The sequence below is a fragment of the Micromonospora profundi genome, assembly GCF_011927785.1.
GTDB classification, from domain to species: Bacteria; Actinomycetota; Actinomycetes; order Mycobacteriales; family Micromonosporaceae; genus Micromonospora; species Micromonospora profundi.
The window spans coordinates 4,693,789-4,709,402 of record NZ_JAATJK010000001.1 but is presented as its reverse complement, the minus strand read 5'-3'; the positions used below and the strand labels follow the sequence as shown (position 1 = coordinate 4,709,402).

General features: G+C 70.2%; 14 protein-coding genes. 6 read left to right on the top strand and 8 right to left on the bottom strand.

Features of this window, described 5'->3' with window-relative positions:
• Positions 1–57 precede the first annotated feature (57 nt).
• A complete protein-coding gene (locus F4558_RS20720; protein ID WP_053658650.1) occupies positions 58–1,719 on the bottom strand; it encodes a Na+/H+ antiporter in 1,662 nt (553 codons plus the stop codon).
• A gap of 366 nt (positions 1,720–2,085) precedes the next feature.
• Between F4558_RS20720 and F4558_RS20715 the strand changes: the two genes are divergently transcribed.
• The 3 genes from F4558_RS20715 to F4558_RS20705 all read left to right on the top strand — a co-directional run bounded on the left by F4558_RS20715 (position 2,086) and on the right by F4558_RS20705 (position 8,144).
• On the top strand, positions 2,086–3,528 hold the full coding sequence (locus F4558_RS20715; protein ID WP_167945616.1) for a non-reducing end alpha-L-arabinofuranosidase family hydrolase: 1,443 nt from the start codon (positions 2,086–2,088) through the stop codon (positions 3,526–3,528).
• 311 nt (positions 3,529–3,839) lie between these two features.
• On the top strand, positions 3,840–6,821 hold the full coding sequence (locus tag F4558_RS20710; protein WP_053657591.1) for a glycoside hydrolase family 3 protein: 2,982 nt from the start codon (positions 3,840–3,842) through the stop codon (positions 6,819–6,821).
• Between the two features lie 105 nt (positions 6,822–6,926).
• Entirely contained in the window at positions 6,927–8,144 is a 1,218-nt protein-coding gene (locus F4558_RS20705) for an FUSC family protein (protein ID WP_167945614.1), read from the top strand.
• A 15-nt stretch (positions 8,145–8,159) separates the two neighbouring features.
• Here F4558_RS20705 and F4558_RS20700 read toward each other — a convergent pair whose 3' ends face one another.
• The 3 genes from F4558_RS20700 to F4558_RS20690 form a co-directional block, all read right to left on the bottom strand.
• On the bottom strand, positions 8,160–8,558 hold the full coding sequence (locus tag F4558_RS20700; RefSeq protein WP_053657593.1) for a nuclear transport factor 2 family protein: 399 nt from the start codon (positions 8,556–8,558) through the stop codon (positions 8,160–8,162).
• 70 nt (positions 8,559–8,628) lie between these two features.
• A complete protein-coding gene (locus F4558_RS20695) occupies positions 8,629–9,096 on the bottom strand; it encodes a VOC family protein (RefSeq protein WP_312877375.1) in 468 nt (155 codons plus the stop codon).
• Between the two features lie 70 nt (positions 9,097–9,166).
• On the bottom strand, positions 9,167–10,018 hold the full coding sequence (locus F4558_RS20690; RefSeq protein ID WP_167945612.1) for a DUF72 domain-containing protein: 852 nt from the start codon (positions 10,016–10,018) through the stop codon (positions 9,167–9,169).
• An 87-nt stretch (positions 10,019–10,105) separates the two neighbouring features.
• Here F4558_RS20690 and F4558_RS20685 point away from each other — a divergent pair, with 87 nt between their 5' ends.
• Together F4558_RS20685 and F4558_RS20680 are read left to right on the top strand one after the other, a co-directional pair.
• Positions 10,106–11,125, top strand: a complete 1,020-nt coding sequence (locus F4558_RS20685) for a glycosyltransferase (RefSeq protein WP_167945610.1) — start codon at positions 10,106–10,108, stop codon at positions 11,123–11,125.
• A gap of 60 nt (positions 11,126–11,185) precedes the next feature.
• Complete coding sequence (locus F4558_RS20680; RefSeq protein WP_167945608.1) at positions 11,186–11,932, top strand: Clp protease N-terminal domain-containing protein; 747 nt, start codon at positions 11,186–11,188, stop codon at positions 11,930–11,932.
• Positions 11,933–11,961: 29 nt separating this feature from the next.
• Here the strand turns inward: F4558_RS20680 and F4558_RS20675 are convergent, their stop codons facing one another.
• The gene (locus F4558_RS20675; protein ID WP_053657601.1) at positions 11,962–12,480 is read right to left on the bottom strand and encodes a hypothetical protein; all 519 of its coding nucleotides are present in this window, start codon (positions 12,478–12,480) and stop codon (positions 11,962–11,964) included.
• 500 nt (positions 12,481–12,980) lie between these two features.
• Between F4558_RS20675 and F4558_RS20670 the strand changes: the two genes are divergently transcribed.
• Complete coding sequence (locus F4558_RS20670) at positions 12,981–13,643, top strand: GNAT family N-acetyltransferase (RefSeq protein ID WP_167945606.1); 663 nt, start codon at positions 12,981–12,983, stop codon at positions 13,641–13,643.
• A 239-nt stretch (positions 13,644–13,882) separates the two neighbouring features.
• Here the strand turns inward: F4558_RS20670 and F4558_RS20665 are convergent, their stop codons facing one another.
• The 3 genes from F4558_RS20665 to F4558_RS20655 are packed head-to-tail and all read right to left on the bottom strand — an operon-like array spanning position 13,883 to position 15,577.
• Positions 13,883–14,581, bottom strand: a complete 699-nt coding sequence (locus F4558_RS20665; protein WP_053657664.1) for a TetR family transcriptional regulator — start codon at positions 14,579–14,581, stop codon at positions 13,883–13,885.
• Positions 14,544–15,038, bottom strand: coding sequence for a thiol-disulfide oxidoreductase DCC family protein (locus tag F4558_RS20660; protein ID WP_167945604.1), 495 nt, complete (start codon positions 15,036–15,038; stop codon positions 14,544–14,546). The genes F4558_RS20665 and F4558_RS20660 overlap by 38 nt, the downstream gene beginning before the upstream one ends.
• The gene (locus tag F4558_RS20655; protein WP_053657666.1) at positions 15,035–15,577 is read right to left on the bottom strand and encodes a hypothetical protein; all 543 of its coding nucleotides are present in this window, start codon (positions 15,575–15,577) and stop codon (positions 15,035–15,037) included. Before F4558_RS20655 ends, F4558_RS20660 begins: the two co-directional genes overlap by 4 nt.
• Positions 15,578–15,614 lie beyond the last annotated feature (37 nt).

The following is a 15,614-nucleotide window of genomic DNA, read 5'->3' as shown; positions in this document are numbered from 1 at the left end:
GCGCGCTGGCGTGCTCACCGCCGGCAAGGGACCGCCGCGCCCGTCAGACGCTCAGCGTCATGAACCCCGCTTCGGCAGCAGCAGCTCTTCGTGGTCGAGTTCCCGTTCCAGGACGCGGAGTCCCTCGTCGGGCAGTCGGCCGGAGTCACGCCAGCGCACGAGTTCCTCCCGCTGCGCGTCGATGGCCGTCCGGCGGATGCGAAGCGCCGTCTCGTACTCCGGTGAGGTGGGGATCTCGGCGGATCCGCTCTGCTGGAGCAGGTCGAGCCGTCCCCGGTAGCGCTTCAGCCGGGCGAGCAGTTTCGTACGGATGGCGTTGACGGCCTCGGCGCTGTCCGGTTCCTCGGCGACGACCTCGTCGAGGCGGGCCAGAGCGGCTTCGACCGCCGCCGAGCGGGCCTCGTTGCGTACCCGGGCCTGGTCGGTTTCGTTGGCGCGCAGGCCGAGCATCCGCACGAGCGGCGCGAACGTCAGGCCCTGCCCGACGAGCGTCACGAGGACCACCACGAGGGTGCAGAACAGCAGGAGGTTCCGGTCGGGGAAAGCTGCGCCGCTGTCGGTGGTCAGCGGCAGGGTGAAGATCGCGGCCAGGCTGATGACGCCGCGCGTGCCGGACCAGCTCAGTGCCACCACTTCGCGGAGGCTGAGCCGTTCGGCGTTGCGGTCGGCGCGCGCCATCTGCCGGGCGTTGCCGGGCTCGTCGGTGTCGTCCTGCTCGGATATGCCACCCAGCCGGGTGTGCAGCGACCGGGGCAGGGACTGGGTCAACACGAGCCACGCGGGGCGCAGCAGCAGCACCACGCCCACCGACACCGCGACGGCGATGACGATTGTCGACGTGTCGTACTCGCGCAGGCCCTTGATGACCTCGGGGAGTTGCTGGCCGATGAGCAGGAAGACGAAGCCTTCGAGGAGGAAGTCGACAAGCCGCCAGACCGCGTTGGTCTGCAACCGGGCCGCGCCGGAGCCGAACTGGGGCGTCTGGTGGCCGACGATGAGCCCGGCGACCACCACGGCGAGCACCCCGGAGACGTGCAGTGCCTCGCCCAGCAGGTAGGCCACGAAGGGTGTCGCGAGCGAGAGGGCGTTGGACAGCAACGGGTCCGCGGTGATCGGTCGGGCCAGCCGGACCAGCCTGGCGACGACCGCTCCGACAGCCATCCCGCCGGCCGCTGCCAGCACGAACTTCCCGACGGCCTCGGGGAACGAGAACTCCCCGCCGACGGCGGCGGCCACCGCGACGCTGAGCATCGTCAGGGCGGTGGCGTCGTTGAGCAGCCCTTCGCCCTGGATGATTGTGATCATCTTCGGAGGTAGGTTGACCCGCCGGCCCACCGCGAGCGCTGCCACGGGGTCGGGGGGTGCGATGGCGGCGCCGACCGCGATCCCGGCGGCCAGTGTCGCCCCGGCGACGAACAGGTGGAACCCGAGCCCCACGAGCAGCCCGGTGAGGAGCACCAGCATCACCGACAGGCTGACCACGATGCGCAGGTTGCGGCGGATGTCCAGCAGCGAGGAGTCCAGCGCGGCACTGTAGAGCAACGGCGGCAGTACGACCATGAGTACGAGGTCGGGATCCAGGCCGACGTTGGGGCCGGGGAGTAGTGCGTACGCGATGCCGATGAGCGGCAGGAGCGCCGCCGCCGGCAGACCTGTGCGCGCCGCCAGCCACCGTACGACGACGATGACCGCGACGGCGGCGAGCACGAACAGCAGCATCGAGTGGGTGCTCACCTGGTGGCTTCCCTCTGGAGCGGCTCGGGGCGCGGGGTCGGTCGGTCGGCTGCCGGCTCGCGGCCCAAGCGGCTGGTCGTGTCCGGTGACGACACCCAATGACAACCGTTGACGCCGGGCAGTGCGCTCTGCAGCAGTGCCGAGCGTACCTGCTTGATCAAAGCCGAACGCCCGCCGGAGAGCCACTATCCGTCCGGGTGGCTGCCCCATGCGCGGAAGCCCGAAAACCATCTATCGATGGCGTTGAGTGTATGGGAGCGCTCCCGTAACATACCTGACGCGGCTGTTAACGTTCACAAAACAATCATCCTCGCGAATGCCTCGGCCGCCGACCCGTTAGGAGGGTGCTTCATGGTCAGATCCAGAGCAACGAATGTCGGTCTGGCATCGGCTGGCGTCGCGTTGCTGGTGTCGGCGACGGTGGTCGCGGCGATGCCTGCCGGTGCCGCAGCCGCAGGCTGTTCGGTGGACTACGCGGTGCCGTCCCAGTGGCAGGGCGGTTTCGGTGCCAACGTGACGATCACCAACCTCGGTGATCCAGTGAGCAGTTGGACGTTGACCTGGTCGTTCGATGCCGGGCAGACCGTCACCCAGTCGTGGAACACGTCGCTGACGCAGAGCGGCGCGGCGGTGACCGCGCGGAACGTGAGTTACAACGGCTCGATCCCCACCAACGGCTCGACCTCGTTCGGCTTCAACGGATCGTGGACGAGCAGCAACCCGGTGCCGTCGAGCTTCGCCCTCAACGGCGTGACGTGCACCGGCGGTACGGTGCCGAGCCCTCCGGGCCCGACGCCTCCGCCGCCGACGTCACCGCCACCGACAACCCCGCCTGCGACCACCCCGCCGCCTACGACTCCACCTCCGACGACTCCGCCACCCACCCCCTGCAACCTGCCGTCGACGTACCGGTGGTCGTCGACTGGTGTGTTGGCGCAGCCGAGGTCGGGTTGGGTGTCGTTGAAGGACTTCACTGTGGCGCCGTACAACGGTCGGCAGTTGGTGTATGCGACCACGCATGACACGGGTACGCGGTGGGGTTCGATGAACTTCAGCTTGTTCACGAACTACTCCGAGATGGCGTCGGCGTCGCAGAACGCGATGTCGTCGGCGACTGTGGCGCCGTCGTTGTTCTACTTCGCGCCGCGCAACATCTGGGTGTTGGCGTATCAGTGGGGTCCGACGGCGTTCTCGTATCGGACCTCGACGGATCCGACGAATGCTAACGGGTGGTCGTCGGCGCAGCCGTTGTTCACCGGGAGTATCTCGGGTTCGGGTACGGGTCCGATTGATCAGGCGGTGATCGGTGACGATCAGAACATGTATCTGTTCTTCGCCGGGGACAACGGCAAGATCTATCGGGCGAGTATGCCGATCGGGAACTTCCCGGGCAGTTTCGGCAGCAACTACACGACGATCATGAGTGACTCGACGAACAACTTGTTCGAGGCGGTGCAGGTCTACAAGCTTCAGGGTCAGAGCCGGTATCTGATGATCGTGGAGGCGATCGGGTCGCAGGGTCGGTACTTCCGGTCGTTCACGGCCACCAGTTTGGGTGGGTCGTGGACGCCGCAGGCGGCCACGGAGAGCAACCCGTTCGCGGGTAAGGCCAACAGTGGCGCGACGTGGACCAATGACATCAGCCATGGTGAGTTGTTGCGGACCAACGCCGATCAGACGATGACTGTGGATCCGTGCAACCTGCAACTGCTGTACCAGGGCCGCTCGCCCAACTCCGGCGGTGACTACGGTCTGCTGCCCTACCGTCCGGGCCTGCTGACCCTGCAACGCTGACAGCAGTCGACTCCGGCGCAGACCAGGCCGGACGAACAGGCTCGACCCGCAGCGGGCGGGCTCGGTGCGACACCGGGCCCGCCCGCCGCACGCGGAATCCCGGCCGCCCCGGCACCGCGCACGCTCTTGCCATTCATAGGCGCGCGTCTATAGTTGCGCCCATCACCACCAATTGCGGCCGTGGCATCGCCGCCGGGTCATCGAAGCGCTTCGACGACCTCGATTCCCGGGCCCTCCGGCAGGGTGTCGAGCCTGACCACGCCGATCTCGGCGCCCCCTGGGCATCTGCCGCACGACACGAGGAGAACCGCATGCGGAACAGGCGCCTCCGGCGCGGAATCACCGCGCTCGCGCTCGCCCTGCTCGCCCTGCCGGTCGTCCCCGGCACGGCACTCGCCGAACCCACGTACCCGTTCCGAGATCCTCACCTGCCCGTGAACGCCCGCGTCGACGATCTGCTCGGCCGGCTCACCCAGGACGAGAAGATCTCGATGCTGCACCAGTACCAACCGGCCATCCCACGGCTGGGCATCGGCCTGTTCAAGACCGGCACCGAGGCGCTGCACGGGATCGCCTGGTCGACCGACATCGACAACAACGGCGCGGTGGTGAAGGCCAAGGGGACGACGTTCCCGCAGCCGGTGGGCATGGCGAGCACCTGGAACCCGGACCTGATCCAGCGGGTCGGCTCGGCCGTCGGCGACGAGGCGCGCGGCCACCACGCGCAGAATCCCCGGGTCTGGGGGCTCAACCTGTGGGCGCCGGTGGTCAACCTGCTCCGCGACCCCCGCTGGGGCCGCAACGAGGAGGGCTACTCGGAGGACCCGACGCTCACCGCCGCGATCTCCACGGCGTACGGCTCCGGGATGACCGGCGGGGACCCCGACCACCTCAAGAGCGCACCGACCCTCAAGCACTACCTGGCCTACAACAACGAGGTACGCCGCGACGTCACGTCCTCGAACGTGCCCCCTCGGGTGCTCAACGAGTACGAGCGCGCCGCGTTCAAACCGGCAATCGCCGCCGACGCGGCGACCGGGGTGATGGCCTCGTACAACCTGGTCAACGGCCGCCCCGCGACGGTGGACCCGGACCTCGCCACGGTGATCCGCGGCTGGACCGACAAGCCGCTGATGAACGTGACCGACGCCTGGGCACCGAACAACCTCATCGGCTCCCAGGGGTACTACGCGACACTGCCCGAGGGGAACGCCGCCATCGTCAAGGCCGGCGCCAACAGCTTCATCACCGACGACACGAACGCGCAGCCGACAGTCACCGCCATCAAGCAGGCACTGGCGACCGGGCTGCTCACCGAGCGCGACATCGACGCCCGCATCCGGGAGACCCTGAACCTCCGGATCCGGCTGGGTGAGTTCGACCCTGGCGGCGGCCGGTACGGCGGCATCACCCCTGACGTCATCAACAGCCCCGAACACCAGCGCCTGGCCCGGCAGGCCGCCGGCGAGGCGATGGTGCTGCTCAAGAACTCCCGGCAGGCACTTCCGCTGGACCCGACCCGGACCCGCAAGGTGGCAGTGCTCGGCCCGCTGGCCGACACCCTCTACACCGACTGGTACGGCGGCGACCTGCCGTACCAGGTGACGGCGCTCGACGGCATCCGCGAACGGCTGGGCAGCGCAGCCAGCGTCACCGGGCTCGACGGGGCCGACCGGATCACCCTGAAGGACCCGGCTGGCCGGTACGTCACTGCCACCGGCACCACCGACGCCGATCCGGTCGCCGCCACCGGCACCACGGCCTCCGCCGCCGCCCAGTTCGACGTGGTGGACTGGGGCCAGGACGTGGTGACGCTGCGCAACGCCGCCAACGGCCGCTACCTCGGCTACAACTGGGGGCCGTTCCTCACCCGCGACGAGCAGCCAAACGGTTGGTACGTGCAGCAGCAGTTCAAGCTGGAGCCGCAGGCCGACGGAACCGTCGCGCTGCGCTACGCCGGCTACGAGACCAAGGAGAGCTGGTTCGGCCCCGAGCGGTACATCACCGTCGGTGCCGACGGTGCCCTCACGCTCGGCGCCACCACGGCGGCCGACGCCACCCACTTCAGCCGTGACGTGATCAGCAGCGGAATCGACAGGGCGGTCGCCGCGGCCAGGGCTGCCGACACCGCCGTGCTCGTGGTCGGCAGCAACCCGTTCATCAACGGCCGCGAGGCGCACGACCGCACGTCGATGGCGCTGAGCGCCGGCCAGGAGGCGCTGGTCAAGGCCGTGACCAGGGCCAACCCGCGTACCGTGCTGGTGCTCCAGACCAGCTACCCGGTCACCACCGGCTGGGAGCAGGAGCACGTCCCGGCAATCGTCTGGACCACCCACGCGGGCGCCGAGACCGGGCACGCCATCGCCGACGTCCTGTTCGGCGACCGCAACCCGTCCGGCAAGCTCACCCAGACCTGGTACCGCTCGGACCGGCAACTGCCGCCGGACCTGCTGGAGTACGACATCATCTCGTCCGACCAGACGTACCTGTACAGCAGCGCGAAGCCGCTCTACCCGTTCGGCCACGGGCTGTCGTACACCCGGTTCCGGTACGGCCAGCCCCGCGTCGACGCGCGGTCGGTACGGGCCGACGGCACCATCACGGTCCGGGTCGACGTGACGAACGTCGGCAGCCGGGCCGGGGCCGAGGTGGTGCAGCTCTACACCCACCAGCGCACCTCGCGGGACAAGACTCCGCTCCGGGCGCTCAAGGCGTTCCAGCGGGTGCAGATCCCGGCCGGGCAGACCCGTACCGCGACGCTGCGGCTGTCCGCCGCCGACCTGGCGCACTGGGATGTCACCCGCAGCCGTTGGGTGGTCGAGTCGTCCACCTACGATCTCCTGATCGGCGCGTCCGTCGGGGACCTCCGGGGCCGGACCGCGGTCCAGGTGCGGGGCGAGACCATCCCGGCGCGTGACCTGTCCCGACCCACTCGGGCGGAGAACTTCGACAGGTACGCCGGAGTCCGGCTCGTCGACGAGACGAAACCCAGCGGTACGGCAGTGGGCGCCACCGCCGCCGGCCAGTGGATCTCGTTCGACGGCTCCGCTCTGCGCCCTGGCGTCCACACCTTTACCGCGAAGGTGGCAAGGGCCGGCGCGGGCGCCGGCACCATTCAGATCCGGCTGGGCTCGCCCACCGGACGGTTGCTCGGCACGGCCGCCGTGCCCAGCACCGGTGACGACTACCGGTACGCCAGCGTGAGCACCAGGCTGGCGGGTGCCGCCGGCACCCACGACGTGTACCTGGTGTTCGGCTCGGCGCTGCGGCTTGCCGACTTTTCCATCAGGTGACCCGTGCCCGGGCCGGGACGGGAACCTCCGTCCCGGCCCGGCTGCGCCCTTTCCACCCGCTGCTGACCTACCGGATAGTTTGGTGCTGGCTGGGTAAGCGGCGCCGTGCCTGCCAACCAGCAGCCGGCCGCCGAACCCGGTCCGCAGCCGCACGTGCGTGACCGGGCGCACCGGACGCTCGCCGACCTGCGGGAGCGGGGACAGCGCACGGCACGCGCCCGCGCCCGGAGGCTGCGCCTGTACGGTCTGCTCACCGTTCAGGCGGGCATCGCGGCGTCGATCGCGTGGTTCGTGGCGTACCACTTCCTGGACAATCCCTCGCCGATCGTCGCACCCACCACAGCGGTCGGCATCGTGGCCGCGTCGATGGGATCCCGTCTGCGGCGCACCATCGAGCTGCTGGCCGGGGTGACCCTGGGGCTCGCCGTCGGCGACCTCCTCATGCCGTTCTTCGGCATCGGGCCCTGGCAGACGGGTGTCGTCGTCATCCTGGCGATCACCGTGGCCGTGCTGCTCAAGGGTGGTGGCTCCCTGATCACCCAGGCCGGTGGCACCGCGGTGCTCATCGCCACCCTGGAACCGCCCGTACACGAGCTGTCCGTTCCCCGGTTCGTCGACGCCGCGGTGGGCGGGTTGGTCGGGCTGGCGGTCGGGCTGCTGCTGGTGCCCATCCACCCGAAGCGGACGCTGCTGCGCCTGGCCGAGCCCGTCGTCAACTCCTCGGCCACGGCCCTGCACTCGCTGTCTGCGGCGGTGCGCATTCGCAACCTCGACGACGCCGAACGGAGCCTCGGCATGTTGCGGAGCCTCACCCCCCAGATCAACGCGCTGAACGAAGGGCTCAGCGCGGCCGAGGAGGTGGTGCGGTTGGCGCCCCTGCGGTGGCGCGAGCGCGACTCCCTGGCCTTCCACGCGGATTCCATCCGTCACCTGGAACGCTCCATACACAGCGCGCGGTCCCTGACGCGGCGACTCACGACGGCCCTCAAAGACGACGAACCGATACCCGAGGAATTCCCGGCGGCCGTCGACCTGCTGGGCGCGTCATTGGTGACCCTGCGCTGGGCGATCCAGGCCGGTACGGAGCCACGGGAGACGCGCGAGCAGATCCTGAAGGGCGTCGAGTTGGTAGGGCAGGCACAGGGTGGGGTTTCGCGGATCACCACCGGCCCGCACGTGCACAGGCTGGGCTATTCGGGGCTGATCGCGGTGGGCGAGTTTCGGACCGCCGCGCACGATCTGCTCATCTCCAGCGGTGTGGAGACCGAACGCGCCGCCAGGATGGTGCGCCGGGCGGGGGGTTGGGGGGAGGAGCACGCATGAGTCGCCAACTGGACGTCACCCGAAGAGGTCGCCCGGTGGCAGGTGGCGGCCCTGCGTGGCGTGCGAATAGTCCCGAGACTCGGCCACCAGGCCAGCCTCGTCGAAGCGCAGCACGGTGCAGCCGGAGATGGTCATGGGCTGGTCGTCGACGTGGATCACCGACCAGTACTCCACAGCCGCCGTGTCGCCATCGACGCGTGGCTCGGCGAACCACACCTGCGCCGGGCGGGACTCCTCCGTGAAGCACTCCGTCAGATAGGCACGCAGGCCGGACCGCCCCCGGTAGGGACGGAACATCGAGGCCCAGTGGTCGCCGCTCTCGTTCTGGAGGGCGGCGATCGCCTCGGCGTCCTTGATCGGCCAGGCGTCGGCCCACGTCCTGGCCCAGCGCCGGGCCGCCTCTCGGGTGTCCATGAATAGCCCTTCCGCCTGGCCCGTGATGTCGGCGCCAGTGCACCACGAGGCACCGACATCGAGCGCCCGGTCAGGCCGTCGCGCGTGCGGCGAGCACGTCGAGGTAGTGCGGGTTCGTCATCACGCCAAGTACGTTGCCGAACGGGTCGACAACCGAGGCGGTGATGAAACCCTGGTCACCGTGCGGCGTGATCGGCTGGTACTCCGTCGCGCCCATCGCCAACAGCCGCGCCACGGTGGCCTCAAGGTCGTCGACGTGCCAGTGCATGACGACGCCGCCGGTCCGCGCCGTCGCCCCGGGTGGCGCCCACCTGCGGTCGATGATGCCCAACTCGCCCTGGTAGTCGCCGATACGGAACTCGGTGTACGCGGGGCGCCCGTCCGGGCCCGGACGCAGGAAGTACGCCTCCTGGCCCAGGAACTCCGCGTACCACTCGGTGGCCGCTGCCACGTCGTCGGCCCAGATGTTGAGTGTGGCGAATCCCCGCAGGCTCATCGTGTCCCCCTCGTCGATGTCGTCGGCGATCACGCTATCCACGATCGCGGACAATGCGGTTCCGCAATCGCGATCGCCACGCCAGCGCTGGTCCGAAGCGCGGCAGCGCTGGTCAGAAGAGGGTCAGCGGTTCGGCAGGTATCGGATCGGGCAACGCGTCGAGGCCGGGTACGCGGGCGCGTACCTCGTCGTGGAACCGGCGGGCGAGCACCGGCGCGTCGGCGTTGTCCGGGGTGTGGATGAACACCGTCGGGGAGCGGCCCTCACGCAGCCAGTCGGCGACGATGCCGACCCAGCCCTGCCACCCCTCGGTCGTCCGTGTGACGTCGTCACGACCGAGATAGCGGACGATCGGGCGGTCGGTGAGCGCCGACGACCGCAGCGGCAGGCGGGGCTTCTTGGTCCAGGCGTCCCGCTCCGCGTCGCTTGTCGGCGGGCTCGTGAAGAACGCTGTGGTGTCGAAGGGGATCCACTCGGCCGAAACGCCGGCGAGGGTCGCTTCGAGCAGTCGGATCGCGGAGGTGTCGCTGAAGAACGCCTGGTGACGGACCTCCACGGCGTACCTGTGGGATTGCGGGAGTTGACCAAGGAAACGGCCCAGGGCCGGCACGTCGGCGGGAGCGAACGAGCCGGGCAGTTGGACCCAGATGGCGTGGGCGCGCGGGCCGAGCGGCTCGATGGCGTCCAGGAATGCGCGGAGCGGTCCCTCGGCGTCGGCCAGCCGTCGCTCGTGCGTGATGACCTTGGGAAGTTTGAGGACGAACCGGAAGGCGGGATCGGTCTGCGCCGCCCATGACGCCACAGTGTCCCGGGCGGGGGTGGCGTAGAACGTGGTGTTCCCCTCGACGGCGTCGCACCAACTCGCGTAGTGCCGTAGACGCTCGGTGGGTGGCAGCGGATGCGCCACCAGGCGCCCCTGCCACGCCCTGTGGGTCCACATCGCGCATCCCACGTGCAGCCGCATGACCGCCCTCCCCGTGCCTGACCGGAGCCCACCGTATACGCATCGACGGACCCGATCGGGCCGACGGTGCGGCAGTATGGTCCGGGCATGCGTGTGGTGTTCGCCAGCCTTTCGTCAGTCAGTCACACCTATCCGCTGATCCCACTGGCGATCGCCGCGCGGGACGCCGGTCACGAGGTCCACTTCGCCGCGGGCCCGGCTGTGCACGCGCCGCTCGCCGCGAACGGTCTGCGGCCGTTCCGTCCCGGCGACGTGTTCTACGAGGCGTACGCCGAGGACCTCGAACCGGAATTCGCGCGCCTGAGCCCCGACCTGGTGGTGCACGAGTGGGGGTTGCCGGGGGCGGCGATCGCCGCTCGTCGTGCCGGCATCCCGGGCCTCTGGCACGGGTTCGGCCGGATGTACCCGGACGGCATCGGCCTCGAACTGCCCACCAGGAACGCCGAGGTCGGCGGCCGGCCGCACATCGACATCTGCCCGCCCTCGCTCCAGGAGCGGAGCTTCCTCGCCACGGAACGTCGGATCGAGCTGCGACCGGTCCCCTTCTCCACACCGGCCCCGCTACCCGTGCGGGCCGGCGGTCGGACGTCCCAGCCGTTGATCTACCTCACCCTCGGCACCGCGTTCGGTACGGCAGAGTTGTTCAGGACGGCCATCGCCGCTCTGGCGCCGCTGGACGCGCAGGTGGTTGTCGCGGCGGGCGGGGTGCCAGTGGAGGAGCTTGGGGAGATCCCCGGGCACGTCACCGTTCAGCAGTGGGTGCCGCAGGCGGAGCTGCTGCCGCTTGTCGACGTGGTGGTGCACCACGGAGGCAGCAACACCACACTCGGCGCGCTCGCGGCCGGCGTACCCCAGTTGATGGTGCCGCAGGGTGCCGACCAGTTCTCCAACGCGGATGCGGTGACCGCCGCCGGTGCCGGCCTGCGGCTGCTCCCCGGGGCGGTGACCGCGGACGCCATCGCCGAGCAGGTCCACACGCTGCTGCCGCAGCACGGCAACGTGGCGTATCGCGACGCTGCCCGCGAGATCGCGGAGGAGATCTCCCGCATGCCCTCTCCGGCCGAGGTCGCCCGCCGCCTACCGGAGTACGCCGAGACAGCAGTGTGAACGGGCGGCCATCGTCAACTAAGGGTTGACGATGAGCATGCGTCAACTTATGGTTGACGCATGACGGAACCTTTCCAGATGAGCAACCCAGTCAAGCTCGATGACCTGATCCAGGCGATCAAGAAAGCGCACCCCGACGCGCTCGACCAACTGACCGATGCGGTGATCGCCGCCGATCACCTCGGCGAGGTCGCCGACCACCTGATCGGGCACTTCGTCGACCAGGCGCGGCGCTCCGGCGCCTCCTGGACCGACATCGGACGCAGCATGGGGGTCACCAAGCAGGCCGCCCAGAAGCGCTTCGTGCCGAAGGCGACCGACACGCCGCTCGACCCGAACGACGGCTTCGGCCGGTTCACCCCTCGCGCCCGCAACGTCGTGATGGCCTCGCAGGAAGAGGCCCGTGCCAGCGGCAACACCGAGATCGGCCCCGAGCACCTGGTGCTGGGCCTGCTCGCCGAACCGGACGCGCTCGCCGCCAGGGCGATAGCCGGTCGCGGGATCACTCCCGAGGCGGTGCGCGAGGCGGTCGCCGCCGTCCTCCCGCCGCGGGCCGAGCAGGTCCCGGACCTCATTCCGTACGACGCGCGGGGCAAGAAGGCGCTGGAGCTGACCTTCCGGGAGGCGCTGCGCCTCGGGCACAACTACATCGGCACCGAGCACATCCTGCTCGCCCTGCTGGAGCAGGAGGACGGCGCCGGTGTGCTCACCACCCTCGGCCTGGAGAAGGCAGCGGTCGAGGCCGACCTGGTCGCCACCCTCGCCGCCGTGGTCAAGGCGGCCGGGGCGGGCGACACCACCCCGTAGCGCCGCCTGGTGATCCGCCGGGCGGCGGCTCAGGAGACGTCGGGGAAGCCGTACCGCAGGGCGTGCTCCGGATCGGCCGGGTCGATCTGGCGTACGCCCGCGTCGGCGAGCCGCTTGTTGACCTCGTCGAGGTGCTCGCGCACCAGCCGGGCCTCCTCCTCGGTGACCCGACCCCGGTGCGGCTTGCCGGCGTGCTCCAGGGTGCCGTAGTCGATCTTCTCGGCGCTCTTGCGAGCCTTGGGCGGGCGGACCCGCTCGGCGGTCTTCAGCAACTGCGCCATCGGCACGTCGGTGGCCATCGCATCGAACTCGCTGGCGGTGAGCACCACCCGCCGGGGCTCGCCGCCACCGTGCCGGTCGTGGATCTCGACCACGGCCACGTCAAGGGCCGCGTCGTCGATGTTCTCCACCTCGCCCGGGGTGGCATCCAGCTGCACAGGCCCGGCGACCAGGTCCGGGTGCTCCAGGACGACGACGCGAACCACCTCGTCGTCCTGCTGCAGAACGGTGCCGGTGAAATCGGAGACGTGGATCGTCTTCTTGCCCATGCGCGGAGCTTCTCCTGTCGTGGCCGGAATCCGGACCACAAGAAATTACCCGACAGGTGTGCGAATGCCGCCGCTGGACGGCCCGGGTGTGTCGTGCGCCCGGGCGTGGAACCTGGTCAGTGGGTGTTGAGGCGGTGCCGACTGGAACTGGCGGCCGGTAGCGCGTCCAGCGCCGCCCAGGGCAGGGCGCCCGTGGTGCGCGGCGCCCGGTGCCGCGGCTGGGCCGGGAGGTGTCCCACGGCCCCCGCTGCCCGCCAGGGTCGCTCGGGGTCCTGGAGGTGGCGGTCGTTCGGCTGTATCGGCATGGCCCTACCGTCCCAGACAAAGGTGTCGAGATATGGAAATACATATGACGCTCGATTGGTCTACCCGGTTCCGGGTTCGAATACGCACGTGAGAAGTGGCTCGCCGCATACCCCCGGCGCTGCCGGATCGCCCCGCCCGGTCGCGCCACCCGGCGTACGGTGATCCACGACGGCCGGGTGACGGGGGAGGTACGCATGCTCGACCGGCGGCTCCACCTGCACCTGGCGTCCTGGCTCGGCCAGTGGCCGGCCGCGCCCGGGTTGCACGTTGTCGCCTCCCACCGGCGGACCCGGCCAGCCTGGGACGGTCGGCTGCGCCCGGCGCTCGCCGTGGACACCGGGCACAGCGCGGTGCTCTCCGTCGCGCCGGAGCGGGTGGCGGCGATCCGGGCGCTGCTCGCACGCGCACCGGACCGTCTGCTCGCCTCGCTACCGGACGCCGTCGGCCTGCCTGGCTGGAGCCTGCACGACGGCCCGTTCCGGTGGAGTCTCAACCCTGCCCCGCTGCCGGACGTGGGGGAGTGGACCGAGTCCACCGCCCCCGGGCTCCCGCCCTGGTTGCGGCTGTTCGACAGGCCGGTGCTCGTCGTGCGGGACGCGGACGGCGCGTACCTGGCCGGGGCCGGGATCAAACGGCACGACGCGTACGGGCAGGAGCTGGCCGTCGGCACAGTGCCTGCCGCCCGGGGTCGAGGTCTCGCGCGTCGACTTGTGGCACAGGCGGCACGGCGGGTGCTCGACGAGGGCGCGGTGCCGACGTACCTGCACGAGAAGGACAACCACGCCTCGGCGCGGGTCGCGGAGGCGGCGGGTTTCCCGGATCGGGGCTGGCGGGCGTACGGGGTCTATCCGCAGTGAGCGGGCGACCGGCGCGACCCGCCTGTCGGTCGTCAGGGCGCGGACCGTGGATCCCGGGCCGGATCCACGGTCCCCAACCTCCCCCCAGGTCCCGGTAACGGGAGACCGGCCGCGGCGGGCCGACCTGTTTCGATCACGCTACGTATCGAAGTGGTGTGGTGCAAGGCGTAAGCGGTCGACTCGGAGTGTCGAATTGTGGACTTGACCTGCGGCGCGACCCGAAGAGGTGATCGGCAGGGTCAGTGACGTAGCGTGCGGATGAGGGCGAGCACCTGTCGCGTCGCCGGGCGGAGCACCCGAAGCCGGGACAACCCCACCAGTTGGTCGATCAACGGCACGGCGCCGTCGATCAACTGTCGGGTCTTGATCTGCCCGGGCGACCTGTCGTGCACCCAGTAGAGGACCACGCCCATGTACGCCAGCCAGAGCAGCTCGGGCAGTTGAGGGCGCAGCTCGGGGTCGACCTTGGCGGTTGAGCCGTTGAGCACCTCGGCGAAGAGCCCGATGGCCGCTTCCCGGGGGCCCGAGGACTCCGCGGAGAAGGGGCTCAGCGGCGACGTGGGCTCCGCCGCCATCTTGAAGAAGCTGGCCGCGAACTCGTGCGACGGGGTCAGCACGTCGATGGCGGCGTGCAGCACGCCCGCGAGCCGAGCGGCGAACGCGTCCTCCCGGTCGAGCACCGGTTGGGCGGCAGCCCGGTGCTCGACCTGGGACTGGGCGTAGAACTCCTGGATCAGGTGGTCCTTCGAACCGAAGTAGTAGTAGGCGTTGCCCACCGCCACCCCGGCCTCCTGCGCGATCGCCCGCATCGTGGTCTGGGCGTAGCCCCGCTCCCGGAACAGCCGCATCGCGGTGTCCCGGATCAGCTGTCGGGTCTGCTCGCCCCGGACGGTCGCAGGATCACCCGCAGTGGTCGTCGGCGCAGGCTGCTCGGTCATCGGGGCCACCGTATCCCGCCAGGTCATCCGTCGGCTCGGCCAACGGATCGCGAATCCGCTCCCGGATCGCCGAGGCGGTGGCCACCACCTGCCGGGCGAGCGGCAACAGGTGCGGCCGCGCCAGCCGCTCGGCCGTGGACCGGTGGTCGGCAAGCGCCCAGAGGCACGCGAACCAGGCGCCGTCGCCCGCGTACACCTCCCCGGTGTCGGCCACCACTGTCAGATCACGCAGCGTCGCGTCGTGGTCGAGGCCGGGGAAGCGCCGACGGGCGTCAGCCGAGCCGGCCGGCACGAACTCAAGGGGTACGAGTTGGGGGCGCGACGCGAGCCACCGGCGGGCGGCCCGGCACAGCGGGCACGTCGCGTCGAACAGGACGGTGAACCTCTGGACCCCACCACCCCCGTGCGCGGTGGGGTTCAGAGGCCGCTCGGGACCGCCGGCCGGTGTGACGGTCATCGGGCCTGAGGGTTGGTTCCCGGGCCAGTGCCACCCGGCTGCGGCCCGCCCTGCTGTGGTCCGACGGGCGGCGCTCCGACGGGCGGCGCTCCGACGGGCTGAGGCACGGGCTGGTGCGGTGCGGGCTGCTGCGGTGCGGCCGCGTATTGCATCGGGAGCCTGCCGATCGGCGCCAGCGGCGGGTGCGGGGCCATCTGGCGGAGTCGATTCCGCCGGTACCGGCCCAGTGCGAAGACGTTGAAGAAGTGCAGCGCGCCGAGCACCAGGAGCACCAGGCCGATCTTCATCGACAGCTCCTCCATCGCCTGGCTTGTCGAATCCACCGGGTCCGGGTGCTTCATCGACACCGTCACGTAGCCGAGGTTGAGCAGGTAGAACCCGACCACGAGCAGGCTGTTGACGGCGCGGGCGAGCCGTTCGTCGGCGAACACCTCTTCGAGGAAGACCTGCCCGTTGCGGGCCAGCGCACGGGCCACCCAGATGGTCAGGCCGACGCTCACTGCCAGGTAGATCAGGTACATCCAGACCTTGGTATCCATGCGGAGACCCTTCTTGAACACGTTCAACTGGTGATGC

Coding starts and splice junctions, on each gene's coding strand:
- F4558_RS20715 (WP_167945616.1), top strand. CDS start 2,086: ATGGTCAGATCCAGAGCAACGAATGTCGGTCTGGCATCGGCTGGCGTC.
- F4558_RS20720 (WP_053658650.1), bottom strand. CDS start 1,719: ATGCTGCTGTTCGTGCTCGCCGCCGTCGCGGTCATCGTCGTCGTACGG.
- F4558_RS20685 (WP_167945610.1), top strand. CDS start 10,106: ATGCGTGTGGTGTTCGCCAGCCTTTCGTCAGTCAGTCACACCTATCCG.
- F4558_RS20660 (WP_167945604.1), bottom strand. CDS start 15,038: ATGACCGTCACACCGGCCGGCGGTCCCGAGCGGCCTCTGAACCCCACC.
- F4558_RS20700 (WP_053657593.1), bottom strand. CDS start 8,558: ATGGACACCCGAGAGGCGGCCCGGCGCTGGGCCAGGACGTGGGCCGAC.
- F4558_RS20680 (WP_167945608.1), top strand. CDS start 11,186: ATGACGGAACCTTTCCAGATGAGCAACCCAGTCAAGCTCGATGACCTG.
- F4558_RS20670 (WP_167945606.1), top strand. CDS start 12,981: ATGCTCGACCGGCGGCTCCACCTGCACCTGGCGTCCTGGCTCGGCCAG.
- F4558_RS20690 (WP_167945612.1), bottom strand. CDS start 10,018: ATGCGGCTGCACGTGGGATGCGCGATGTGGACCCACAGGGCGTGGCAG.
- F4558_RS20665 (WP_053657664.1), bottom strand. CDS start 14,581: ATGACCGAGCAGCCTGCGCCGACGACCACTGCGGGTGATCCTGCGACC.
- F4558_RS20710 (WP_053657591.1), top strand. CDS start 3,840: ATGCGGAACAGGCGCCTCCGGCGCGGAATCACCGCGCTCGCGCTCGCC.
- F4558_RS20655 (WP_053657666.1), bottom strand. CDS start 15,577: ATGGATACCAAGGTCTGGATGTACCTGATCTACCTGGCAGTGAGCGTC.
- F4558_RS20675 (WP_053657601.1), bottom strand. CDS start 12,480: ATGGGCAAGAAGACGATCCACGTCTCCGATTTCACCGGCACCGTTCTG.